Raw genomic sequence first — 22,879 nt, 5'->3', positions numbered from 1 at the left:
TTATTAACTTCCCTATTGGCTGGCCTACATAAAAATGAATATCAAAAAAAAACAAGGATCTTATCATATTCTTAATTCTAAAGAAAAAAAGAATGTTATTAATTTAATTAATTCTCAATGGGGCTGTAATGTTAATTTTGATAATTTAAGTTTTAAAACAAATTTAACAAAATTAAATGATTCTGTGCTTGAACAAAATAACTTATCTGAAGAAGAATGTTTTGGCGAGGTTGCATTAATTATTAATTCTAAAAATAAACTTTTTCTAATTTCTCGGGGATTTGATGTATTATCTGATGAAATGAGTTTTTTTAGACTTGAAAAAATGGGACTTTATTTTGCAACTCTTGATCGAAATGAGATTCGTCTTTCTATGGAGGGATCTCAAATAATTGGATCTATTGCAACAAAAAATATTTTGGAATTGTCTGAAGCACAAGTTAAAGAATGGATTTTAGGTTTTGATTTATCGTTTGATGATCTTTCAGAAGATGCGATTTCAAATTATTCTGGCTATGTTATTGTTAAGTATAAAACTGATTTTTTATGTGTTGGCAAATTTTCAAATAAGGATAAAAAGTCGTTTCTTAATTTTGTGCCTAAAAGTCGCAGAATTAAAATAATTTCTTAGCTGTTATCCACAACGTAATCTATGATTTCTTGGTTGTTATCAACTCTATATCTTCTAAGGCGATCAAGTTCATCAACAAGTCGTCCTTTTTCTATTGTTGGCGGGCGTATTAAGTCTCTACTAATTTTTCCTGTGTGGTTTTCAAAATATGTTCCCATGGACTTTTCAAGTACTGTTCTTCGTTCGACTTCTTTTAAATCGTCTTTACAATTGGCACAAGTTTCTGCTGCTTGTAAAAGTGCAGTTCCAACTCGGGTTTGTGCTTGATTAAGGTTTCGTTGACCTAAATATGCTCGAGTGAAAGCACATAAAGTTAAATATTTATAAAAATCATAACTATGTTCAACTAATTTTTCTTGTCCATGTTGGACTAATGGTTCTTGTCGTAAAACTCCGATTATAACGCTTGCTTTATCATATCTTTCGTAAGCTTTGAGTCCTGCGCGAAGAATAAATTCTTGGGGCAATTCTTGCATTTTTCGAGTTAAATCTGTAATTCTTTGTCGAATTTTATTTGCGGGATCATCTGTTTCTATTTGTTCTTGAAAGTCTTTGATTAAATTTTTCCTTAATGTGACTAAAAGCCCCATTTTTTGTTCAACTATTTCAAGATCTTCTTCTAAAAGTAAATCTGTGTATACTCGTTGAATTTTTTCAGCATATTTGTTTAAAATTATTGTATCAATTATTGCGTCGTATCGTCTAAAATTTTTCATTCGTTTTCGTTTTTCGTTTTTTATTTGATGAGGACTTAAATCTGCGCTTAAACTTAATTCAATAATTTTTTCGAGTTCGGCGTCACTAAAATTGTGATTTCGTTCAACATCGCTAGAGTAATCTTGATAACTGGCACTTCCAACTTCATCAATAAAATGTTCTAAACTAGTTCTATATTGTAGTTCAATTAAATCTACTGTTTCAGTAGTTGTTCCATCTAATTGATCTTCTGTAACTGTTCGTTCAAAATATGCGTGTCGTCCTTTATACCCATTTTTTTTCGGGTGGGCAGTGTAATCTTTGTAGGGTGCAGGTTGTTTTTTGGCCTTTCTTAGTAAGAGTAAGGTTGATAATTGAGACATATCATTAACTTTTACTGGCAAGTATCCTGCAGGGACATCTTTTGGAACTATCGCAAAACTATTTGCTTGTTTTTTTTGTCCGGGAAGTTCGCTTAATGAGAATATTAATGAATCAGTTTGTGTTTGCTTTCTTCCTACAAGTATTTTTTGGAAAAATAGTGTTGCATCTTCTAAATATTGGGGATTGTTTTGTTGCGCACGAAGGATGAGGATTAAATCACCTTCTCTACAAAAAACATATTTTTCACGTTCTATTTCCTGGGCTGCAATTGGATCTGTATCTTCTGGATTGGTGGCAGAGGGTGTGCTCAATTGATTTTTGGAGATTTCTCTTTCAAAATAAAATAAGTTTCGCATCAAGCCTTTCGCTGCAGTCTCTGCTGCACTAACTTTTTTTGCTTTGTAAATTTTTAAAAGTCCTGCGAATTTAGCTGCGGCAGATTTTTTATTGTCTGCTTTGACAATATCTATTTTCACATCCAATACGTCTTCAATTGATTTTCTATATTCTCGACTAGCAATTGTAAACTGTGTTCGGGAAGGTTCATCAGGTTGTAATTGAGAACTGACGTATGTTACTGGATTTAGTTTTACAACATTAAACTGTATTAATTCACAAGTATCAATTATTGTTTCAATATCTGTTTTTACTTGATCGGAATTGGCCTCTTCAAAATTGTGAACATAAATATTGAGTAGTTTTCTAAACGCTAAATCGAAGTCTTGTTTGAATAATTCATCAAAATCTACTGGTGAATATTGCCATAAATGAACTCTGTCTTCAATTAGCCGTTTAGCTCCAGTTACTGTGCCTCTTTCTAAAATTTTTTGTAAGCTGGTAGTTTTATTTGGGTGAGGTATGCTAGCTTCATATATTTTTAAAATTTGTGCGAAGTATGCGTCAGGATTTTTCACGTTTCGCCCAGGTAATTGATCATTCATTCCAACTAAATGTTCTAAGCATTCTAACTGTTGATCTTCTTTGAATCCTCTTTTTGCATCTCTTCCTTTTTTTTCATGTTCTGTTTTACGCTGAAAATATTTTGTTGTACGTTTAACTTTTTTTCTAAATTCTGTGATGCATGCATTCATATAAGTTATATCTTGAGAAACATATGCTCTTACTAAGTCAATATCAAATTCTGTTTCGTTTTGATCTTGGTGTATATCAAGTAATTTGGCAAATAATTCTTTAAAATCTCCTCTTTCATAATTATTTATATCAAATGGGGTGTATTGCCAAGTTTTTGGATTGGCTTTAACGATTCTTTCTAAATATGAAGTGTCTTCTTGTTTTGCTGCATGAAAAAAATCTACTTCAGGAGTATCGGGGTGATCTCGAATAATTCTTATCCCTTTAGTATCTCCTTGAATTTTATCAAATCTAAATGATGATAGAAATTTCTTTTTTACTTTTCGTATTAGTTTAAGTCTGGAATATAATGTTCGTAGTCCTTTGCTTTGTTGATAACTTTCATATTTTGTTGCATTTCCTTGAGTTGTTTTTTTAAAGTCGGTTATAGGTAATTGTAATAGTGCGCAAATATAAAATTCTGAAAATTCACCTATTAAATGGTCAAATCGTTCTTCTTCTTTTGAAAGTTCGAAATCTAGATTATCTAATAGTTCTCTTGTTTGGCTGATCATATCAGTAGTTAAGTCATTTCCTGAGATGATTTGCCTATAAAATTCTCCAACTTCATTTGAGATTTCATTTATTCTGGCAGTTTCAAAATCTGCTTTTTTTGTGGATTTCATAGTTTCAATATTTATTTTCGTATTTTTAATTGATTTTCACTGCTGTTTAAGCAACACATGATTTATAAACATTCCGATAAGTAATTACTGCTAGGTCGTTACGGACTTTTACGCTATTTAAGTCAGTTTTTTGCTTCGTTTCCGAACGTGCGGTGCGCACAAGCATTTTTATGCTGTTTTTCAACGCCTTTTTAAATCGAAACATTTATATACTATTCAAAACCTATGTCCTCTCTATGCCACAGCAAAGTGTATTCCGCGGAATTATAGAGTTTTTTGGGGATCTAGGAGTTTATGATGTTATTCTCCCTTTCATTCTTGTTTTTACGATAGTATTTGCAATACTTGAAAAGTCGCAAGTATTTGGTTCTGAAAAAATTAAAGATGTAGAATATACTCGTAAAAATCTTAATTCTATGGCTGCATTTGTGATTGCATTTTTAGTTGTAGCATCAACTCGTCTTGTAGCGATTATTAATCAGGCATTAGCTCACATGGTTTTATTGCTTCTAGTTTCAGTTTGTTTTCTTATTTTAATAGGATCATTTATGAAAGAGGGAGAGGTTGCATATCTTAAAGAAGGATGGTGGAGAACATCATTTATGATTGCAATGCTTATAGGTATTATTTTAATTTTTATGAATGCACTTGGTTGGTTAGAACCTTCGTGGGCATATTTAATTAATCATTGGGACTCAAATATTGTGGGGTCGATTGCTTTGATGATTTTAGTTATTGTTTTCATGTATTTTATTGTAAAGTCTCCAAAAGATGCAGCAGATAAAAAAGATTAAATTTATTTTATGATCTATAGTCAAGGATTAATGAAATTTATTTAAATCCAAATTTTTAAATTAAATCTTTAAAACAAATTTTTAAATCAAAACTTATAAAATCAAATCTTATAAAAAGGATAAATATAAATACTAATAATCATTAATTTAACATAAAATATATTTTAATTCAATTTTTTTAAAATAAATTTTAATATTTTAATTAACAAATAAAAAATTTAATTTCGATTTTTAAAAGGAGGTAATAATATGGTAGGTTTCCAAGACGTCATTTATAGGCTTGAATACATGGGCTTAAGTGATGTACTACTCCCTTTCTTACTTATTTTTACAGTTGTTTTTGCAATCATGCAAAAGACCCAACCATTAGGTGATAAGAAACAGTACAATGTAGTTATTGCTCTTGTGTTGGCGTTGGCGACAGTAATTCCGCATGTTCTAGGATATTATCCTGCGAATGGAGATGTGGTTTCAATAATTAATAAGGCATTACCTAGTGTAAGTATTGTCTTAGTCGCGATTGTTATGGTCTTTTTGGTTGTTGGTCTGTTTGGTGGAAAGGCTCAATGGGGTTCATCTTTATCTGGTTGGATCGCTTTTGGCGCATTTGCTTTAGTGTTTTTCATTTTCGCAAGAGCTGCTAATTGGTTACAATATTGGCCTGATTGGCTTTGGTGGTTAGATGATCCTGATACGCAAGCATTACTAATTGTAATTGGTGTTTTTGCTTTAGTTGTATGGTTTATTGTTAAAGAACCAGGCAATCCTAATGACGAAGGAGTTATCAAAAAAACTGGTGATCAATTCAAAGAGTTATTTGATGGTAGCAATTAAATATTTTTTTTATTTTCACTTATTTTTTATTTTCATTTAGTTTTCATTTTCAAATATGTTTTAAAGAGGTTCATTAATGGCATCATTTTTAGATATTGGGTTAATCAATTACTTTGGAGTTATTCTTCCAATTCTTCTAGTGTTTGTTCTATTATTTGGAGTTTTACAAAAAACTAAAATTTTTGGGGATAGTAAAGGGTTACAATCAATAATTGCTTTTTGTATTGCTTTAATGTTAATAATTGTTCCAGGAGTAGTTGAAGTTATCAATATTATGGCTCCTTGGTTTGTTTTAATGTTCATTTTTTTCTTCATGATTATTGTTAGTTTGAAATTTATGGGTGTTAATGATGATTCCATAACGACTTATATGAGTAAAGATTGGGAAACTGCACATTGGTTTATTCTGGCAGTGGGTTTAATTATTTTTATTGGTGCAATCTCTGCAGTATATGGTGGTTCACTTCTGCCATTTTCTGAAGAAGAAAATGTTACGGGTGTTCAAGGAGAAGACTTAACTGTTGATACGGGCAATTTTAATAGTAATGTGGGCGCATTAATTTTTCACCCTAAAGTTATAGGTATGGTGTTTATTTTAATTCTAGGATCGTTTACTATTCGTTTATTGGCTGGTAAGTCTAGTTAAACCGTTTGAGATTTATTAATAGCTGAAGTTACAAATCAAGATTAATTCTAATTAAATATTATTTAGATAATTGTAGAATACACCTTATTTTAAATTATAAAAAAAGAAATAAAAAAATGAAAAAAGTTTTAAAATTATTTTTTAATCTTTTTCAAATCATCAGTTATTCTGGATAATTCATTGATGTTATCTAAAAATCCGGGGAGAACTTTTTGAAATACTTTTTCTAGTGCTTTAACTTCAGTACCAACATCCATTATGTGGTGGTCGTATTCTCCTACTTTTTCTAAAATTCCTGTGTGTAGTTTATCAAAATTATCTTTTAGATTTTGAAAGTCTGCTTCAATTTTAGTAATTCTTGCTTCAGTTTTATCTTTCCAATCAATAATTCGACTAATATTGGCAGTTAGTTCTTTCCATTTCTCATCAATTATTGCTTCTACTAACTCTTCAATTCTTTCTTCAGTATTTTCTCCACCGCCATAGTCTGCTCCAGAATTTCCTGGATCTCCTTGAGGAGGATAACCTGCAGGAGGGGGAGGCATGTTTCCTTGAGGCATTGGTTGCCCTTGAGGATATCCTTGCCCAGGGGGCATTCCTTGAGGATAATCAGCCATTAAATATCACCTTCTTTTTTTTATGATTAAAATTATGGGTATTAATTATTTTTTTAAAAATTGATTGAGTTATTCTTCAAATTCTGCTTCTTGTGACTCATGCTCTTCAATTAATTCATTTTCGCATTCATATATTTTGTTGATGTCTTCAGCATCAGGTACTGGAATCTTTTGTGTTAAATCTATTTCATAAAATCCTTTATATATTTTTGAATAATCTGTACCCTGTATTTGTAAAAAATTTATTATTTGATTATTGCTTAATCCTTGTTTTTTTAAAACCAGAATCATACTTTGTACTTCTTCTTCACTCATTGTTATCATGCTCTATAGTTGTTATTAATGTCACTTCTTTTTTTTATTTTAAAATTATTTTATTGTTAATTGTTTATATTTATCAGTTACTTTACTGTGGGTATTGGTTAGTGCAGTTGTTTTTTTAAATGTTCCTTTTTTTGAGTAATAGATTATTCTTATTTTAAAGTTTATTTTATAAGTTCGTTTTTGAAGTTCAATTTTATTTATTTCAGAAACATTTATATAACTAATAATTTATTATTTTAATTTATAAGAGGTGGTTTTTATTTCAGAGGATCAGTCGACTAAAGAAGATAGTTCTAATGAGACTAAAGTGGATTCTAATTCTAGTGAGAAAACTAATTATTTTGATGAAGCTACCTTGTCTAAAAGTGTTGATTCTAATTCATCTGAAGGGGATAATTCTTCTAAAGAACAGGTTGAAGGTGAAGAAAGTAAAGCATCAGAACAAACAACTGCGTCTGAACAAACAAACAATTCATCCTATTCAAACACTTCTGAAAAACCAAAATCATCAAAACCCATTCTTGATCCAGATCACATGCCTATTGTTGCGGGTCGTAGTATGGCTGATTTAAAAAAATATGGGACTAAAGGTGCGCTTCTTTTAGGGAAAAAATATGTTGATAAGGGAGATAAAATTTTTATGGGTGATAATCTTTATTTGGATATTTCAAATGCTCACGTAATGCTTATTTGTGGTAAGCGGGGTGGTGGAAAATCATATACTATGGGGGTTATTGCAGAAGGTTTATCTTTATTGGAAGAAGAGGTTAAACAAAATTTATCAATAATTCTTTTAGATACTATGGGTATTTATTGGACTATGGGGCATGCGAATAAAAAAGAGCATAAGCTTCTAGAGCCATATGGAATTGATCCGCACCCAGTAGATATTGTGATTTATACTCCTGAAAAGTTTTATTATGATTATAAAAAAAAGGGAATTCGTACTGACTTTCCGTTTTCAATTAATATTTTTGAAGTTGAAGCTGATGATTGGTGTGCTGCATTTCATCAAGATAAGTATTCTCCCGAAGGTATTTTTATTTCTAAAATTGTGGAAGAGCTTACAGAACAAAAAGCTAAATTTAATTTTGATGATATCTTTAAATTTCTTGATGATGAAAAAGATACTTCAGTTGAAGTTAAAAATGCAGTTAAAAATATGTTTAAAACAGCTACTGCTTGGGGAGTTTTTACAGATCACGGAACCCCTCTTCAAGATCTTGCTAAAGGTGGACAAATTACTGTTTTGGATGTAAGTTGTTATGCTACAATGCCTGGTGGCTGGGATGTTAAAACATTAGTTGTGGGTATTGTGTCGAAACATTTATTTATTTCTCGAATGTCTTTTCGTAAAGGTGAGGAACTTAACGAAATTAAGTATATGGAAAAATATTTTATCGATCAAAAATCTGTGGATTCGGAAAAAAAGCAAGAAATGCCACTTGTTTGGTTAGTTATTGATGAGGCTCACGAGTTTTTACCCCTCAAACCTGAAGATGCTAATGCTGCAACAGAACCATTAGTAATTATTATGCGAGAAGGTCGTCAACCAGGTATTTCTTTAATTGTTGCAACTCAACAACCAGGTAAAATTCATACTGATGTTATGACTCAATTAGATACGGTTATTGCGCATCGTATTACTGCAAGATTAGATATGCAAGCATTAGGGCTTCTTGCTCAAAGTTATATGGAGCACGGTATTTCTCGTGCTATGAATGAACTTCCAAGTCTGAAGGGAAGTGCAGTTATTTTTGATGATTTAAATGAGAAAATTCATAAAATTCGTATTAGGCCTAGATTTACTTGGCATGGCGGTGCTAGTCCTAGTGCAATCAAGGATGATTAGTCCTTAAATTAATTATGTTAAATATCTAAAAGTGTTCATCTAAATATTTTAAAATTAAATCCGATTCTCCAATAAACTTCCCTTCAATTTCAATTACTGGAACTGTTCCGACGTTACTTTTTTCTTTAAGTTCTTGTCTTAATTTATCTTTGAAATCAAAGCTAACATTTATTTTTTCATAATCTATTTTGAGTTGTTCTAATTTAAGTCGGATTTTTTCACAGAAGGGGCATTGTTCAAATTGATATAGTTTGATTTGAGTCATAGTAGTGTTGCAGCTGGGACAGAGGTTTAAATGTATTTTGTTTAGAAAAATAGCTCATAACTAAATTAACATTATTTTTTATAAATTTTTTCAATCCATAATTTCTTAAAAATGGGGATTGTAAGTGTTGATAACACAAATGCGACTGAAGGAACAATTGCATTAATCCAAGGAGACGGTAGTGTTGCAAAATAAAAAAAGATAACTATTACAAGATATGTTAAAATAACGATTAATAATTTTCGAGTCCAGCTTGTTTCCCAAGCTTTATCAGATTCTACTTTTTTATTTCTTATTTTAATCAATTTAATTTCTTTTTTTAATTGAGTTATATCTTGTTTTGCTTTTTTCATAGTTTTACCTTTATTATTATGTAACTTTTCTATTTTTCGCATATTTCATAAAAATTTTTCATTATTTTTTTTCCAATGTCTCCACTTATTTCTGGGTGGAATTGCACTCCATAAATTTCTTTTGTTTTATGTTTCATAGCTTCAACATTTGAACTTTTCGATTTTGCTAATAATTCAAAATTTTTTGGAAGTGTGATTTGTTCACGGTGGTCTTGTTTTAATTTTTCTTGTTTATTCAAATTCAAAAATAACTTTCTTTTTTTAAGTATGTTTATTGTTTCCCAACATTTAATTTCATTACCTGTTGATACTTTAGATCCAAACACGACCCCTACAACTTGGTGTCCAAAACAAATGCCAAAAATTGGAATTTTTATTTTTTTTAAGAATGCAAATTTCTTTTTATATTCCAAAATATGCTTGCCAATCATTACTGGCGAACCACTAATGACAATTCCAGTAATCTTCTCGCTAAGTTGGATATTTTCTGGCTTTCGTAAAATGACTTTATGGCCGGTTTTCTTGGCCATTTGAGATATTTCTTTAACTCTCTTACTACCACAACATACAACTAAAATCATTTTTATTCTATTATTACTTCTTTTCCATCTTCAGTAATAATTTTTTTCTCATTTTGTTTTAATTGAGTAGAATTATTGTCTAAATTATTATTTTTTAATTCGCGCATTTCGATTTTTATTTGTTCTTTTATGAATGCTTCTTCTTGCATTTTTATGTTAAGATCTTTAAATTGTGATTCAACTTCATCTTTGATTATTCGAAGTACTGCATCTCGTGTTACAAAGTTTATGGGATTCCATAAATCAACATATTTTGCTAGTGACTGAACTTCATTTCGTTTTGCGCAATCTTTTAATTCACGAACCATGATTTTCATTTTATCTGTTAAATCAGTCATTTCTTTTTTTAGTTCTTTCATCTCTTCATGTATTGCGCCAATTTCAGTCATAATTTTTTTATTATTATTTAACATGTTTTGATCTGTAACTTGTGTTTTTTTTCGTAAGTTGGTATATCGTTCTTCCAAGGTCATAAGTCGTCGGCTTAGATTATTGATCTCTCCTGCATAATCAGTTTTTGGACCTCCTGCCATCGCACCTGGTTTTTTTGAAGGGCCAAATAGACTAAATCCTCCTTTTTTTGGAGCTCCACTTGGTTGCATTCCTGCTGGCATCCCTCCTGGTCCAGTTTGTGGGGGTGGCATTCCTGGTGGTGTTTGCATATTTTGTTGATCTACCATTTTGAGTTAATTTTATATAATTAGCTTATTATTTTATTATAGATATTTATTTATATTTAAATTTATATTTAAAGTGGATATTTAAATTTATTTAAATTATCCTGTTTTATGAGTTGTATGTAAGTCGTGCATATTAATTATAAATCAATATTTGTTTATTTCAAAGTGGTGATTTTTTAAAAGTGGTGATTTAATGGGAGTTTTTGGAACTAAAGTACCTTTGTTTGGTTATGAACTAATTCATGAAGGCGAAGATAACATCATGCGTATTAATTATGATGGTGCTGCTATAGTTCCATCTTTAGAAAATTCTGGTATTGTAATGAGTAAAACTTGTGATAATCTTATTGAATCTCCGGAAACCACTAAAATTGTTTTTTCTCAAAGTAGGGAGTATGAATATGATGCAAATCAAGTTAACCTTATTAAAGAAATTGCGTTTGTTTTTGATCAAGTTAGCAGATCTAAAGATAAATTCGAGTACCAAAAATTTTTAGTAGTGCCAGAAGGTAAAATTTTTGCAAATAAGTGGTACACTGAAATTCAAAATATTGTTTTTAGAACTATGAAGTCAGATCCTGTTGGGGCGTATGTTGAATTAAAACGGGTATTGAGACGAGAACATATTAATTATGAAAAACTTCTTGAGGAAAAATTAATTCCTTGTTTTGAAGTTTATTTTGAGATGTTAACTTTTGTTATTGGGCTTCTTGATAAAACAAAATTAATTACTGCGGCAAAACCATTCCTTGCAGGTTATAAAATTCATGATAGGGAAGTTTATCGTAAGTTTTTTCATCCATTCATCAAGCCTGATTTTATGTATACAAAATTAATGGCGGATTATCCTGAAGGTGGCGAAGAAATGGCTAACTACACAGTGGGCGAAGATACTGAAGTTACTGTGTTTAGGATGCCTGAATCAGTCCAATATTTATATCACATAATGCCTCCTGAATTTAAGTTGTCAGAAGAAGAATATGAACTTCTCGATTTGGCAAGAAATATTCTTGCAGAACATAAACCAACAAGACAAGAATTTACAGATCCTGCTCGTATGAGAGAAGTTTTTGTGAGCGTAGGTAAAGACTTAATCGAAGAACTTTCTGCGTATAGAGGGATGAATTTTCCTGAGAGTGTTGTTAAAAAACTTGCTCGAATTTTAGTAAGGTATACGGTTGGGTTTGGGTTGGTTGAAGTTTTACTGCAAGATGAAGAAATTCAAGATATTTCTGTTAATTCTCCTCAAGGAAGAATTCCTATTTTTTTAGTTCATGGGGAGTATTCAGATTGTATTACTAATGTTATTCCAACTAAAACTGAAGCGGAAAGTTGGGCTACAAAATTAAGAATGATTTCTGGACGGCCACTTGACGAGGCTAATGTTATTTTAGATACTGAACTTGAAATTCCTGGAGCAAGAGTTAGAGTTTCAACAATTACTGAGCCATTAGATCCGTCAGGTTTAGCATTTTCTTTTAGGAGACATAGGGATCGTCCTTGGACTCTTCCATTATTCATAAAATATAAAACACTTAATCCTCTTGCAGCAGGGTTATTATCATTTATTGTTGATGGTACTAGATCAATGATGATTTGTGGTACTAGAAGTTCAGGTAAAACTGCATTTTTGACAGGGCTTCTTATTGAGATTATGAGGCGGTATAGGGTTATTACTGTTGAAGATACATTAGAGCTTCCAACAGATTCTATGAGGCATTTAGGTTTTAATATTCAACCAATGAAAGTTGCATCTGCTCTTGCTAAAGGTAGTAGTGAAATGAGTGCTGCAGACGGTATTCGTGCAACACTTAGGCTGGGAGATTCAGCATTAATTGTTGGTGAAGTTAGATCTGCTGAAGCAAAAGCACTTTATGAAGCAATGCGTGTTGGTGCTGCGGCAAATGTTGTTGCAGGGACGATTCACGCAGATTCACCGTATGGTTTATTTGACAGAGTTGTTAATGATATTGGAGTTCCTAAAACAAGTTTCAAAGCAACAGATATAATTATTATTGCAACTCCAATTAAAAGTCCGGATGGTTTACATAAGTGGAGAAGAATAACTCAAATTACTGAAGTTAGAAAAACTTGGAATGATGATCCTTTGTTAGAAGGGGGATTTGTAGATTTAATGAAATACGATTCAAAAACAGATCAATTAGTGCCAACTGACGATCTTTTAGACGGGAATAGTGATGTTTTAAAACTTATTGCTGCAAATATTCCTGACTTTGCAGGTGATTGGGATGCGGTTTGGGATAATGTTGAGCTTAGAGGAAAGATTAAAGGTTACATTACTGAAAAAGCAATCGAAACTGGGGATGATGAAATGTTTGAAGCACCATTTGTGATAAAGTGTAATGATGTTTTCCATTTGATGACTGAAAAAGTTAAGAACGAAACTGGAAAGTTAGATGCTAAACAGATTTTTTTTGAGTGGCAAACTTGGTTTGATCGGGATCTCAAAAAAAGAAAAATTAATAAGTCGTATAATGATAACAAATAATAACTGCTAAGGTAATTAATTATTTTTATGTTATGACATATTTATTCATAAATTGTAAGAGGTATTAAAAATAATATGGTTCAACAACTTCCGGCAAATAGTGCACAACAACAAATTCGCAGGGCAAATCCGAGTAATGTTCAGTTCCAAAATAATCAACAAATGTCAAGTCGTTCTAATCCAAATGTGGCAGGAACTGCTCAAACGAAAACTTCGTCTGCAAATATAAACAAAAAACCGTTTGATTTTAAGGTTTATATGAAATCATTTGGGAATTTTTTTAAGGATTTTAAAAACACTGGTTCTTTTCTAAAAAATTTGCCAGTTTGGTTTAAAAAGCAAGAACAAACAACTATTTTGGCAGTTGTAGGCATAATTTTAGGAATTATTTTAGTTTTAGTGGGAATTATTCTTTTAATTTTGTAATATTTTTTTAATTCTGCAGTATTCTTTTATTTTTATGCTGTTTTTTTATATTTCCTAATATGTTTAAGTTAGTGTGAATTATTCTTTTAATCAGTTAATTAACTTCTTTTTTTAACTTTTAATTACTATTCATACGTAAAATATATAAAAAGACCGAGGTTCTTTCAATATTTATGGGATCTGAAAATACAAGAAATTCGGGTGGGAAACAAAGTTTAAGGAGTTCTCAAAGAAAAACTCCTAATAAAATCAAGGCTAAACCAATTAATAAACCAATTAAAAAACCCATTAAAAAACCTACTTTGGCAGCCACATCAACTAATTCAGTTGCGCCGTCAGTTTCTGAAAATAATGCTAGTATTAATTCTCAAACTAAACCTACATTTTCAACTAATCGCAATAATCATGGTGCGAATAAACCTAAATACAATTCTACCAAACCGAATTATGTTAAGTCTAACTCTGCTGCTAATACTAATTCAGCTAATGTGACAAATTCACGTAAAACTGCCTCTACTGCGCGTCCTGTTTTGGCATCAAATCCTGCTTCAGTTCATAATCGCACTCCTAATCCAAACAGTAATAATAAAAAATTTACACCTAACCGGAATAATTCTAATAATAATAATAATAATAATTTTAATCGTAATAATTCACGTTCGAATCCTAGATATAGAAAAACAGATTCTAGATTTCATAAAAAGCCATTTAATAAAAATAGAATTTTTGTTGATTTCAAAAAAATTGACTTAAAAGAGATAGAATCAATTTTTGCTACTGTTTTAAAGAGAGTAACGCCTTCTGAAAAAAAAATACTAAAAGAAGTAAATGAATTTATCACTAAAATAAATTACGAATTGAAAAAAAATAATCTTAAAGCAGTTGCAGTTTTAGGTGGATCAATCGCTAAAGGAACTAATCTTAAAGGTGATCATGATTGTGATATTTTTGTTAAGTTTGATGTTTCATATAAAAATTATGATATTTCTTCTTTATTATTAAGAGCGCTTCGTCCTTTTCGTCCAAATCCAGTTCATGGTAGTCGAGACTATTTTCAAATTATGAAAACTTATTGTTACGAGATAGTTCCAGTACTTGATATTTCGATTCCTGAAGATGCAGTTAATGTTACTGATATGAGTCCTATGCATGTTACTTGGGTCGCAAATCGTGCGGGTTATACTAAAGATATTCGTTTGGCTAAAATGTTTTGTAAGTCTCAAAAAGTTTATGGTGCAGAATCATATATTCAGGGTTTTTCAGGACATGTTTTAGATATTTTAACGATTCATTACAAAGGATTTGTAAATCTATTAAAAGCATCTCTTGGTTGGTCGACAAAAGAAGTTGTTGATGCTGAAAATTATTTTAAAGGAAAACCGTATTTAGCACTTAAAGAACTTAATATTTCTAAATTAGATTCTCCCTTGGTAGTTATAGATCCAGTCCTTAAAGATCGTAATGCTGCAGCAGCACTGTCATTGGAAAAATTTGAATTATTTAGGCAAGCTGCAAAGAATTTTTTAACAACTCCCTCAAAATCATTTTTTAAATTAACTCCAATAACAATTCCTGGGTTAAAAAAAGATGCAGGTAAAAATTCATTAGTGATTCTTGAATCAAAACCATTAGAAGGAAAGTCTGATGTCGTGGGCGCTAAATTATTAAAAGTTTTCACTTCAATAAAAAATCAAGTTAAGTTTAATGATTTTGAATTAATTGATTGTGGGTGGGAGTGGAATAAAACTGATCCTGCATTATTTTGGTTTGTGTTTCCTCCTGCGGATATTTCTTCGTCAACAACTAGAATTGGGCCTCCATTAAGTGAAACTTTTCATGTGGAAGATTTTAAGCGAAAGCACGCTAAAACTTTCGAAGAAAATGGTCGTATTTGTGCTGATGTAAAAAGAGATTTTAAAAATCCTATTTCCTTTATCAGAAATGTTGTGAAAACTGATGAACTTATTTTAGACAAAGTTAAAAAGATTGTGATGAAGCGATTGTGATAAAGCAATTGTGGTTGAACAATTGTAATGTTCCAATTGTGGTGAATCGATTGTGTTTGGACAATTATAATAAAAAGATTGAGTGATTAAATAAACTTATTGCTAATTTATTTTTACTTTTTGAGGTGTGATTTATGAAAGTTATTTTACCTTTAGCAGGTTATGCGACCAGGTTATATCCGTTAACTGAAAACTTGCCTAAAGCATTATTAAAAATTAATGGCACGCCAATACTTGAACATGTTTTAGAAAAAGTTCTAAATGTGCCTGAAGTTGATGAGATTTTTATAGTTTCTAATGATAAATTTTATTCTCAGTTTATTGGATGGTTAGATGAATTTAAATCAAAAACTGATTTAAAAATTAAAATTCATGTACTTAACGATAATACTAAATCTAATGAAGATCGTCTTGGAGCAGTTGGGGATATTAATTTTGCAGTAAAAGAAGGCGGTATTGATTCCGATGTGTTAATGCTTGCAGGAGATAATGTATTTGGTTTTGATCTAAATTGTCTTAAAAATTTAGCAAAAGAAAAGAATTCTTCAGTGCTTGCAGGATTTGATCTTAAAGATCCTAAAAAACTCGCTAAAAAATTTGGAGTTGTATTAATTGATGATAATTATAAAGTTACAGGATTTGAAGAAAAACCACAACATCCTAAATCGTCTTTAGCTGCAACAATGATTTATTATCTTAAAAAAGAAGATATTAAATTATTAGCAGGTTTTTATGATCAATCGTTTCCTGATAATTGGGGTGAATTTGCCAAATATCTTGCAGAATCAAAAGAATTATATTGTTTAGTTTTTGAAGAGACCTGGTTTGATATTGGTAATAAAGAACAATACGAGGAAGTTAATAAATTGGCAGAGGAAGGTAAACTAAATATTTGATGTGCAAATATGTAAGTTAGATCTAAAATTTAAAATGAGTATTTTTTCATCAATTATGAATTGGACTTTGGAAATATTTGCGCCTCTTGGTTATTGGGGTTTATTTATTCTTGCATTTATTGAGTCTAGTTTTTTTCCAATTCCGCCTGACGTTTTACTTATTGTTTTGTGTGTGGCATCTCCAGAATTAGCTTTGTTGTATGCATTTATTTGTACAATTGGTTCTGCATTGGGTGGTGCATTTGGTTATTTTATTGGTTTTGTAGGGGAGAAGACTGTTCTTGAAAAGTTTTTCAGTAAAAAGAAAATAGAAAAAGTTCACAAATTGTTTGACAAACATGGTGTGTGGGCGGTAGGTATTGCAGGTTTTTCACCAATTCCTTATAAGATTTTTACAATTTCTGCAGGTTTATTTTATATTAATTTTTGGAAGTTTTTTATTGTATCTTTCTTTTCTAGAGGAGCTCGATTTTTTATAGTTGCGATTTTGATTATGTTATATGGTCAAGTTATTGTTCAGTTTCTAGAAAAATATTTTAATATAATTACTCTGGGAATAGTTTTAATTGCTGTTGCGATTTTCTTTGGCTACAAATACTTAAAGAAAAAACAACAAGTTCCCTCGCATAAAAAAGTAAAATTAAAAAAGTAGAATTTAAACAATATTATTTAAACAAGATAACTAAATTTATTTTCTATCTTTATTTTCTTCTCGTTTTTGAATTGTTCGATATAAGTGATAGCTCATCACAAATTCTAAAAATGGATCTGTTTTAACTGCTTCTAATAATTCGGCTTTTACAAAATCTAAATCTTCTTGCGCGTCATCTAATTTAACAAGAACGTCACCTTCTAAAATCCAATTTAATGGGTACATTTCATTTCCTTTGATTGTATAATCTGCAAGTTTTGAAGTCTCGCCATTTTTCATTTTTACAATTTTTGAATGAAGGTGCCCTAAACTAATTGCACTTGTTGCAGGATCCATATCATCGCGTATCATATTTTTTCCTTCAAATTCGTGACTAATAATTTGATCAACATCATCAATTAATGCTCGTACATCAGGTCTACTAGTTTCACTTGGTATTAAGAATAAAATATCTAAATCAGAGTATCTATTGGCGTCGCCATATTTTACAGAGCCATAAAGTAAAGGAATAACATCTTGTTCATCTAAATCGTCTGAAACATCAGATAGTATTTCTACGAGTCCTTCACGTATTCTTGTTGAATCGCGGGTTATGGTAGATTCATCTCGAACATAACTTTGTGTTTGAGCCCACATAGAATTAAAATCTCCAATTGAAGCAAAATCTTCTTCTGATGAATACATTGTTGCAACTAAATAAGTAACACTTTGTATCATTTCATCAAATGCAGAAGCTTCTTTGAATATTTCTTGTTTTGAGCGTAATAATCTGTCTTTTACAAATGGGTTCATAAGTAGGCCATGCAAGTTTTTGATATAGATTTCACGATCGAGTTCACTATCTGAAACATAGAATTTTCTTTCGGAAACGCCATATTCTCTACTTAGCTCATTTATGAGTTTTGCAACCATTAAATAGTAACAAAAAATCGCTTATTTATAAATATTTCCTCTAAATATGGAATTTTGGTGGGTTTCAGCATTCAATACTTTATAAGTCTTATCGATAAAGTATATAAACCACTGTTCTTTGGGCTTTTAAAATGGTATCAAATTTATCTAAACAATTAACGAGTGTTTTTCTTTCCACAAAGGATCCGTTCAATGAAGTCATAGGACAAGTCAAAGTAAAGTCAGAACTAAAAAGTGCATTGGCAGCAGATCGTCACATATTAATAATTGGTCCGCCAGGTATTGGTAAGACAACGTTAGCAAAAAATGTTGCAGAATTGCTTCCAGAAGTTGAAGTTAATGATTGTGGATTTAATTGTTCACCGCATTCTCCTGTGTGTCCGGATTGTAAAGCTGCATCAACAAAGCAGGAAACAAAAAAAATAGCAGGTCTTCAACGTTTTGTGCGAGTTCAAGGTTCGCCAGATTTAACAGCTGAAGATCTTATTGGTGATATTGATCCAATTAAAGCGCTTAAGTTTGGACCGTTAAGTGTTGAAGCATTTACTCCTGGAAAAATTTTCAAAGCAAACAATGGCATCCTTTTTTTCGACGAGCTTAATCGTTGTCCTGAAAAATTACAAAATGCACTTCTTCAAGTTTTACAAGAGAGGGTTGCAACTATTGGTTCATACAATATTGATTTGGAAGCAAATTTTATTTTTATTGCAACAATGAACCCGTGTGATTCCTCGACAGAACAATTAAGTGATGTTCTTCTTGATCGTTTTGATGTAACTTATATGGAATATCCTGAAACTCATGATCTTGAAGTTAAGATAATTAACCAGCACGGCAAAGCTTTTGTTGAAGTTCCACCTAAGCTTACGTCAACTCTTGTTGATTTTGTACGCACGTTAAGAGAATCTGATAAACTTGAGAAAGTTCCGAGTGTAAGGGCGACTCTTGGTTTATTTGAGCGAGCAGGAACTAATGCACTTCTTAAGGGAAAAGCTAAAGCTGATTTTTCTGATGTGTATGATGCGATTATTTCTGTTTTAAGTCATCGTATTAAACTTAAACCATCTATTCAATATCTTCAATCTCCTGTTGAATTTTTAAAAGAACAACTTCGCGGATTTATGGAGCGTAATAATATCTCCAACAATGAGTCCGGGGGTGTTGGGTAAGTTAAAGTCAAAAAAAGACAAAAAAGTTAAGATTAAAGAAAAAGAAAATATTGAAGAACTTTCTGGTAATCTCAAAAAGCAAGACGTGCATAAGGGTCTTATGAATTCTGTTTTAGAAAATGATCAAGAAAAAATTGATCAAGGTAAACTTTTGGAGGAATCAATTAATCAAGGTTTATCTTCTTTTACTCCTGATTTGATGTTTGAAAGACTTGTTAAAAATTTTAAAACTGCAAAGCAAATTTTTGGTGCCTCAATCATTCGACAATTTACTGGTTATGATCCGGATTATATTGAAAAAAATGCTAAAATTCCTGAGTTTCAAAGAGATATTAAAAAAAGAATTCAAGAAACTTTTGATAAATTAAAATTTCAAAAGCTTGTTGATCGTGAAGGTTTAATAACTGATAAAGGTATTGAACTTGCATCTTTAGTTTTGTATACTTCTAGTTTAGACAATCTAATACCTAAAGGGTTAAGGGGAGAAAAAGTTCACAAAAAACATAATATTTATGGGGACAAGAATGATACTAAAATGTTTAAGAAGGGAGATCGTTACAAAGATATTGCAATTCGCCAGTCGGTTAAAAATGCTATTAGGCGAAATCATTCTAAATTATCATTTCAAGATTTAAAAACATTTAGTAGGCGAAGTAAAGGTGAAGTTTGTTTAGTTTATGCTCTTGATTCGTCGGGTAGTATGAAGGGGTCGAAAGTTTCCATGTGTAAGCGGGCAGGAGTTGCATTGGCGTATAAAGCAATTCAAGAAAAAGACAGTGTGGGTTTAATCACATTCGGTTCAGAAGTTAAGCATTTCATTCGTCCAACAAAAAATTTTGGTTTAATTCTAAGAGAGATAACTAGAGTTAAAGCATCATCTGAAACTAATTTTCCCGTTACAATTAACAAATCTATTGAATTGTTTCCAGGTACTGATGTAACTAAACATCTTTTATTAATTTCTGATGCGCTGCCAACAACTGGGGAGAATCCTGAAAAAGATACTTTGGCTGCAGTCTCTATTGCTAAGGCGCAAGGAATAACTGTAAGTCTTGTAGGAATTAATGTTGAGAAAGATAGTGAGAAGTTTGGGCAAAAGATCGCAGAAATTGGCGGTGGTAAATTTTATCTGGTGAAAAATTTGGATGAGATTGGTAAAATTGTTCTTGAGGATTATCAAAATATAGGTTAAACTAAAGGGCGCACAAAAATTACGTGTTAAAATAAATTGTGCGTTAAATCATATTCTAAACGGTGTATTGCTATATTTTAAAAACTTCAAACGTTATAGTCCTATTTTTAATGCCAAAAAGGTATATAAAAAACAAGAAGTTCTTAGTATTTATGATGACATTTTTATGAATTGTTAATTTTAAACAATTTCTTTTTTTAGGAGGTATGTTAGATGTCAAAAAAAAATAAAACACATAAATCTCATAAACACGGATCAGGTTATAATCATAACAAAAATTCAAGTCATATTGCTGATGGTGATTCTGAAGATAATCAATCAAATTCTCATGCTAAATCAAAAAATTATTGGATGTATGCGACAGTTGTCTTAATTATTATTTTAGGAATTTCTGTTTTTAGTTCGGGGGGTTTATTTAATTCAGGTTCAAATTCTAATTCAGAATCAAATTTAAATTCTGGTGGGGCAAATGCACCATTAGATTCTGTTGCGACAAAAGCAGTGAGCGTAATTAATAATAATTTACTTTCTGGGGGAGTTTTGGCAAAATTAGTTTCAAAATCTGAAGAAGATGGGTTGTATAAATTAGAGTTATTAATTGATGGACAACCAGTTGAGGTTTATACGGATAAATCTGGTGAATATTTATTTACTGGTGCAATTTCATTAAACGCACCTCCTGCACCGCAAAAAACTCAAACACCTCCATCTCAATTTGTTGACGTGTCTGTTGATGATGATGCAGTTAAAGGAGATCCAAATGCGCCAATAACTATTATTGAGTTTAGTGATTTTGAGTGTTCTTTTTGCGCTAAGTTTTATAGTCAAACTCTTCCGTTAATTGAAGAAAAATATATTGATACTGGAATAGTCAAACTTGTTTATCGAGATTTACCATTAGGATTCCACTCTCAAGCTCAAAAAGCAGCAGAAGCAGCAGAATGTGCTGGCGATCAAGGACAATATTGGGAAATGCATGACAAATTGTTTGACAATGGGGTTTCTGGAGGAGTTTCTTCTTTTAAAAAGTATGCAAGTGAACTTGGTTTGGATCAAGGATTATTTGATGAATGTCTTGACACAAGTAAGTTTGCAGATGAAGTAAAAGCTGATATGGCTGATGGTTCTGCGGCAGGAGTTTCTGGTACGCCTGCATTTTTTGTAAATGGTCAAAAACTTGTAGGAGCTCAACCTTTTGAAGCGTTCGAACAAGTAATTGAAGCAGAATTAGCTAAGTTAGCATAAAATTAATTGTGTAATTTTTTTATTTTTTATTTTTTTATAATTTTTTTTTATTTTTTAGTTATTTGTTATTTAATTTTTTTTTCACTTTTAATATATCCTAGTTTTGAATTCTTTTAGTCTATAAGTAAAGCTTTTTTAATGAATGTGTTGCAAAGGAAGTTCATGGTAAAAAGAAAAATCGTTTTAATTAACGAATCAAAGTGTACTGGTTGTGGTGTGTGCGTTCCTAATTGTCAAGAGGGTGCACTTCAAATTATAGATAATAAGGCTAGATTGATTAGCGATCTTTTTTGTGATGGTCTTGGTGCGTGTATCGGGCATTGTCCTGAAGATGCAATAACTATTGAAGAAAGAGAGGCAGAGCCTTATGATGAAGTTAAAGTATTGGAGTTATTAATCCCTCAAGGTGCTAATGTTGTTAAAGCACATGTAAATCACTTAAAAGAACATGGTGCTACTGAATTTTTTAATACTGCATTAGATTATCTTAAACTTAATCAACCCGAAATATTTGATGAATTAACTACATTATCTCAACAAGATCAAACTAGTGATTCTGCTAATGATTCTTGTTCTAATTCAGAACCTGGTGAACCTGATCTTCCATGTGGGTGTCCTGGGTCTCAATTAAGAAAATTAGCTCCGCGTAAACAAGATAGTAACTCTGCAAATCTTAATTTATCTGATTTATCAAAATCTTCTTTGTCACAATCTATTTTGCAAAATGATGTTTCTTGTCTGACTCAATGGCCAGTTCAATTAAAACTTCTTCCACCGCATGCGCCTTTTTTTAATAATTCAGATTTATTGATCTGTGCGGATTGTGTTCCTTTTGCATTCCCCTCAATTCATCAGGAGTTAATTAAAGGTCGTTCTGTTGCAATTGGTTGTCCCAAATTAGATAATATTTTGGAGTATCAAGAAAAGTTTGTTGAGATATTCAAACAAAATAATATTAAAAGCATAACTGTTGCAGTAATGGAAGTTCCTTGTTGTCAAGGGTTGTATTCATCAGTAGTATCTGCAATAGAATTATCTGGTAAAGATATTCCTTTAGTTAAAAAAGTAATTTCTGTAAGTGGAGAATTAATTTAATTTTTTTTAAAATAATTAAATTGCATACTATTTTTTATTTTAATTTTTTATTTATTTGATCTAGTTCAGAAAGTAAATCGTGTATTTCTTCTAATGAAATATCTGTTTTATTTTTCATAATTTTTTTTTCAACTTGGTTATGGGTATGATCAACCTGTTCTGTAGGTATCATAACTTTTTGTTTTTTTACTTCTTTTTTTCTTAAATTAAGATATTCTTTTAATTTCTCTAATTTTTTTTGTGCTTTAATTTGATCTTTTCCTAAATATATTGATTTTACTTTGCCATCAGTTGTTTTAAAATTGTGATAAAAATAGGGTCCTTGTTTTATATTATTTTTAAGTATGTAACGTTTAAACATAA

At 30.9% G+C, this 22,879-nt stretch carries 23 protein-coding genes; 14 read left to right on the top strand and 9 right to left on the bottom strand.

All coding sequences use genetic code 11. The features are described 5' to 3' along the window. Positions 1–34 precede the first annotated feature (34 nt). Complete coding sequence (locus HN587_05420; GenBank protein MBT7903277.1) at positions 35–631, top strand: hypothetical protein; 597 nt, start codon at positions 35–37, stop codon at positions 629–631. Here the strand turns inward: HN587_05420 and HN587_05415 are convergent. Then, the gene (locus HN587_05415; protein MBT7903276.1) at positions 628–3,468 is read right to left on the bottom strand and encodes a hypothetical protein; all 2,841 of its coding nucleotides are present in this window, start codon (positions 3,466–3,468) and stop codon (positions 628–630) included. The genes HN587_05420 and HN587_05415 overlap by 4 nt on opposite strands. Before the next feature lie 236 nt (positions 3,469–3,704). Here HN587_05415 and HN587_05410 point away from each other — a divergent pair, with 236 nt between their 5' ends. From HN587_05410 to HN587_05400, 3 genes are all read left to right on the top strand, one after another. Then, positions 3,705–4,262: a hypothetical protein gene (locus tag HN587_05410; protein ID MBT7903275.1), complete on the top strand. Its 558-nt coding sequence runs from the start codon at positions 3,705–3,707 to the stop codon at positions 4,260–4,262. A gap of 348 nt (positions 4,263–4,610) precedes the next feature. Next, on the top strand, positions 4,611–5,096 hold the full coding sequence (locus tag HN587_05405) for a hypothetical protein (protein MBT7903274.1): 486 nt from the start codon (positions 4,611–4,613) through the stop codon (positions 5,094–5,096). A 76-nt stretch (positions 5,097–5,172) separates the two neighbouring features. Continuing rightward, positions 5,173–5,742, top strand: coding sequence for a hypothetical protein (locus tag HN587_05400; protein ID MBT7903273.1), 570 nt, complete (start codon positions 5,173–5,175; stop codon positions 5,740–5,742). A 134-nt stretch (positions 5,743–5,876) separates the two neighbouring features. On the opposite strand, the gene HN587_05395 is transcribed toward HN587_05400, so the two are convergent. Together HN587_05395 and HN587_05390 are read right to left on the bottom strand one after the other, a co-directional pair. Beyond that, positions 5,877–6,359: a hypothetical protein gene (locus tag HN587_05395; protein ID MBT7903272.1), complete on the bottom strand. Its 483-nt coding sequence runs from the start codon at positions 6,357–6,359 to the stop codon at positions 5,877–5,879. Positions 6,360–6,428: 69 nt separating this feature from the next. Next, positions 6,429–6,674, bottom strand: coding sequence for a hypothetical protein (locus HN587_05390; GenBank protein ID MBT7903271.1), 246 nt, complete (start codon positions 6,672–6,674; stop codon positions 6,429–6,431). 259 nt (positions 6,675–6,933) lie between these two features. Here HN587_05390 and HN587_05385 point away from each other — a divergent pair, with 259 nt between their 5' ends. Next, positions 6,934–8,535 (top strand): DUF87 domain-containing protein, encoded by a 1,602-nt coding sequence (locus HN587_05385; GenBank protein MBT7903270.1) that lies wholly within the window; start codon positions 6,934–6,936, stop codon positions 8,533–8,535. Between the two features lie 25 nt (positions 8,536–8,560). Here HN587_05385 and HN587_05380 read toward each other — a convergent pair whose 3' ends face one another. The 4 genes from HN587_05380 to HN587_05365 form a co-directional block, all read right to left on the bottom strand. Beyond that, positions 8,561–8,800, bottom strand: coding sequence for a glutaredoxin (locus HN587_05380; protein ID MBT7903269.1), 240 nt, complete (start codon positions 8,798–8,800; stop codon positions 8,561–8,563). A 71-nt stretch (positions 8,801–8,871) separates the two neighbouring features. Continuing rightward, positions 8,872–9,153, bottom strand: coding sequence for a hypothetical protein (locus HN587_05375; protein MBT7903268.1), 282 nt, complete (start codon positions 9,151–9,153; stop codon positions 8,872–8,874). A 29-nt stretch (positions 9,154–9,182) separates the two neighbouring features. Then, positions 9,183–9,734 (bottom strand): C26 family cysteine hydrolase domain-containing family, encoded by a 552-nt coding sequence (locus tag HN587_05370; protein ID MBT7903267.1) that lies wholly within the window; start codon positions 9,732–9,734, stop codon positions 9,183–9,185. A 2-nt stretch (positions 9,735–9,736) separates the two neighbouring features. Further along, positions 9,737–10,414, bottom strand: a complete 678-nt coding sequence (locus HN587_05365; GenBank protein MBT7903266.1) for a hypothetical protein — start codon at positions 10,412–10,414, stop codon at positions 9,737–9,739. 193 nt (positions 10,415–10,607) lie between these two features. Between HN587_05365 and HN587_05360 the strand changes: the two genes are divergently transcribed. The 5 genes from HN587_05360 (at position 10,608) to HN587_05340 (ending at position 16,903) form a co-directional block, all read left to right on the top strand. Continuing rightward, positions 10,608–12,923 (top strand): type II/IV secretion system ATPase subunit, encoded by a 2,316-nt coding sequence (locus HN587_05360; GenBank protein MBT7903265.1) that lies wholly within the window; start codon positions 10,608–10,610, stop codon positions 12,921–12,923. 75 nt (positions 12,924–12,998) lie between these two features. Continuing rightward, positions 12,999–13,349 (top strand): hypothetical protein, encoded by a 351-nt coding sequence (locus HN587_05355; GenBank protein MBT7903264.1) that lies wholly within the window; start codon positions 12,999–13,001, stop codon positions 13,347–13,349. 173 nt (positions 13,350–13,522) lie between these two features. Beyond that, complete coding sequence (locus HN587_05350; GenBank protein MBT7903263.1) at positions 13,523–15,355, top strand: hypothetical protein; 1,833 nt, start codon at positions 13,523–13,525, stop codon at positions 15,353–15,355. A 134-nt stretch (positions 15,356–15,489) separates the two neighbouring features. Continuing rightward, positions 15,490–16,251, top strand: a complete 762-nt coding sequence (locus HN587_05345) for a nucleotidyltransferase family protein (protein ID MBT7903262.1) — start codon at positions 15,490–15,492, stop codon at positions 16,249–16,251. A 55-nt stretch (positions 16,252–16,306) separates the two neighbouring features. Continuing rightward, positions 16,307–16,903, top strand: coding sequence for a DedA family protein (locus HN587_05340; protein MBT7903261.1), 597 nt, complete (start codon positions 16,307–16,309; stop codon positions 16,901–16,903). A 36-nt stretch (positions 16,904–16,939) separates the two neighbouring features. Here HN587_05340 and HN587_05335 read toward each other — a convergent pair whose 3' ends face one another. Then, a complete protein-coding gene (locus HN587_05335) occupies positions 16,940–17,815 on the bottom strand; it encodes a hypothetical protein (protein ID MBT7903260.1) in 876 nt (291 codons plus the stop codon). Between the two features lie 131 nt (positions 17,816–17,946). Here HN587_05335 and HN587_05330 point away from each other — a divergent pair, with 131 nt between their 5' ends. The 4 genes from HN587_05330 (at position 17,947) to HN587_05315 (ending at position 22,516) form a co-directional block, all read left to right on the top strand. Further along, complete coding sequence (locus tag HN587_05330; protein ID MBT7903259.1) at positions 17,947–18,984, top strand: AAA domain-containing protein; 1,038 nt, start codon at positions 17,947–17,949, stop codon at positions 18,982–18,984. Further along, complete coding sequence (locus tag HN587_05325; GenBank protein ID MBT7903258.1) at positions 18,977–20,176, top strand: VWA domain-containing protein; 1,200 nt, start codon at positions 18,977–18,979, stop codon at positions 20,174–20,176. The genes HN587_05330 and HN587_05325 overlap by 8 nt, the downstream gene beginning before the upstream one ends. A 213-nt stretch (positions 20,177–20,389) precedes the next feature. Beyond that, positions 20,390–21,421: a thioredoxin domain-containing protein gene (locus HN587_05320; protein ID MBT7903257.1), complete on the top strand. Its 1,032-nt coding sequence runs from the start codon at positions 20,390–20,392 to the stop codon at positions 21,419–21,421. 162 nt (positions 21,422–21,583) lie between these two features. Next, positions 21,584–22,516 (top strand): 4Fe-4S binding protein, encoded by a 933-nt coding sequence (locus HN587_05315; GenBank protein ID MBT7903256.1) that lies wholly within the window; start codon positions 21,584–21,586, stop codon positions 22,514–22,516. A 34-nt stretch (positions 22,517–22,550) separates the two neighbouring features. Here the strand turns inward: HN587_05315 and HN587_05310 are convergent, their stop codons facing one another. Continuing rightward, a complete protein-coding gene (locus tag HN587_05310) occupies positions 22,551–22,877 on the bottom strand; it encodes a hypothetical protein (GenBank protein ID MBT7903255.1) in 327 nt (108 codons plus the stop codon). Positions 22,878–22,879: the final 2 nt, after the last annotated feature.

It is taken from the genome of Candidatus Woesearchaeota archaeon (assembly GCA_018675335.1).
Lineage (GTDB): Archaea > Nanobdellota > Nanobdellia > Woesearchaeales > UBA11576 > JABJCP01.
This window is presented reverse-complemented; position numbering and strand designations above follow the sequence as displayed.

Coding starts and splice junctions, on each gene's coding strand:
- HN587_05405 (MBT7903274.1), top strand. CDS start 4,611: ATGCAAAAGACCCAACCATTAGGTGATAAGAAACAGTACAATGTAGTT.
- HN587_05350 (MBT7903263.1), top strand. CDS start 13,523: ATGGGATCTGAAAATACAAGAAATTCGGGTGGGAAACAAAGTTTAAGG.
- HN587_05310 (MBT7903255.1), bottom strand. CDS start 22,877: ATGTTTAAACGTTACATACTTAAAAATAATATAAAACAAGGACCCTAT.
- HN587_05340 (MBT7903261.1), top strand. CDS start 16,307: ATGAATTGGACTTTGGAAATATTTGCGCCTCTTGGTTATTGGGGTTTA.
- HN587_05370 (MBT7903267.1), bottom strand. CDS start 9,734: ATGATTTTAGTTGTATGTTGTGGTAGTAAGAGAGTTAAAGAAATATCT.
- HN587_05315 (MBT7903256.1), top strand. CDS start 21,584: ATGGTAAAAAGAAAAATCGTTTTAATTAACGAATCAAAGTGTACTGGT.
- HN587_05400 (MBT7903273.1), top strand. CDS start 5,173: ATGGCATCATTTTTAGATATTGGGTTAATCAATTACTTTGGAGTTATT.
- HN587_05335 (MBT7903260.1), bottom strand. CDS start 17,815: ATGGTTGCAAAACTCATAAATGAGCTAAGTAGAGAATATGGCGTTTCC.
- HN587_05375 (MBT7903268.1), bottom strand. CDS start 9,153: ATGAAAAAAGCAAAACAAGATATAACTCAATTAAAAAAAGAAATTAAA.
- HN587_05360 (MBT7903265.1), top strand. CDS start 10,608: ATGGGAGTTTTTGGAACTAAAGTACCTTTGTTTGGTTATGAACTAATT.
- HN587_05415 (MBT7903276.1), bottom strand. CDS start 3,468: ATGAAATCCACAAAAAAAGCAGATTTTGAAACTGCCAGAATAAATGAA.
- HN587_05330 (MBT7903259.1), top strand. CDS start 17,947: ATGGTATCAAATTTATCTAAACAATTAACGAGTGTTTTTCTTTCCACA.
- HN587_05390 (MBT7903271.1), bottom strand. CDS start 6,674: ATGAGTGAAGAAGAAGTACAAAGTATGATTCTGGTTTTAAAAAAACAA.
- HN587_05380 (MBT7903269.1), bottom strand. CDS start 8,800: ATGACTCAAATCAAACTATATCAATTTGAACAATGCCCCTTCTGTGAA.
- HN587_05395 (MBT7903272.1), bottom strand. CDS start 6,359: ATGGCTGATTATCCTCAAGGAATGCCCCCTGGGCAAGGATATCCTCAA.
- HN587_05345 (MBT7903262.1), top strand. CDS start 15,490: ATGAAAGTTATTTTACCTTTAGCAGGTTATGCGACCAGGTTATATCCG.
- HN587_05355 (MBT7903264.1), top strand. CDS start 12,999: ATGGTTCAACAACTTCCGGCAAATAGTGCACAACAACAAATTCGCAGG.
- HN587_05320 (MBT7903257.1), top strand. CDS start 20,390: ATGTCAAAAAAAAATAAAACACATAAATCTCATAAACACGGATCAGGT.
- HN587_05420 (MBT7903277.1), top strand. CDS start 35: ATGAATATCAAAAAAAAACAAGGATCTTATCATATTCTTAATTCTAAA.
- HN587_05410 (MBT7903275.1), top strand. CDS start 3,705: ATGCCACAGCAAAGTGTATTCCGCGGAATTATAGAGTTTTTTGGGGAT.
- HN587_05365 (MBT7903266.1), bottom strand. CDS start 10,414: ATGGTAGATCAACAAAATATGCAAACACCACCAGGAATGCCACCCCCA.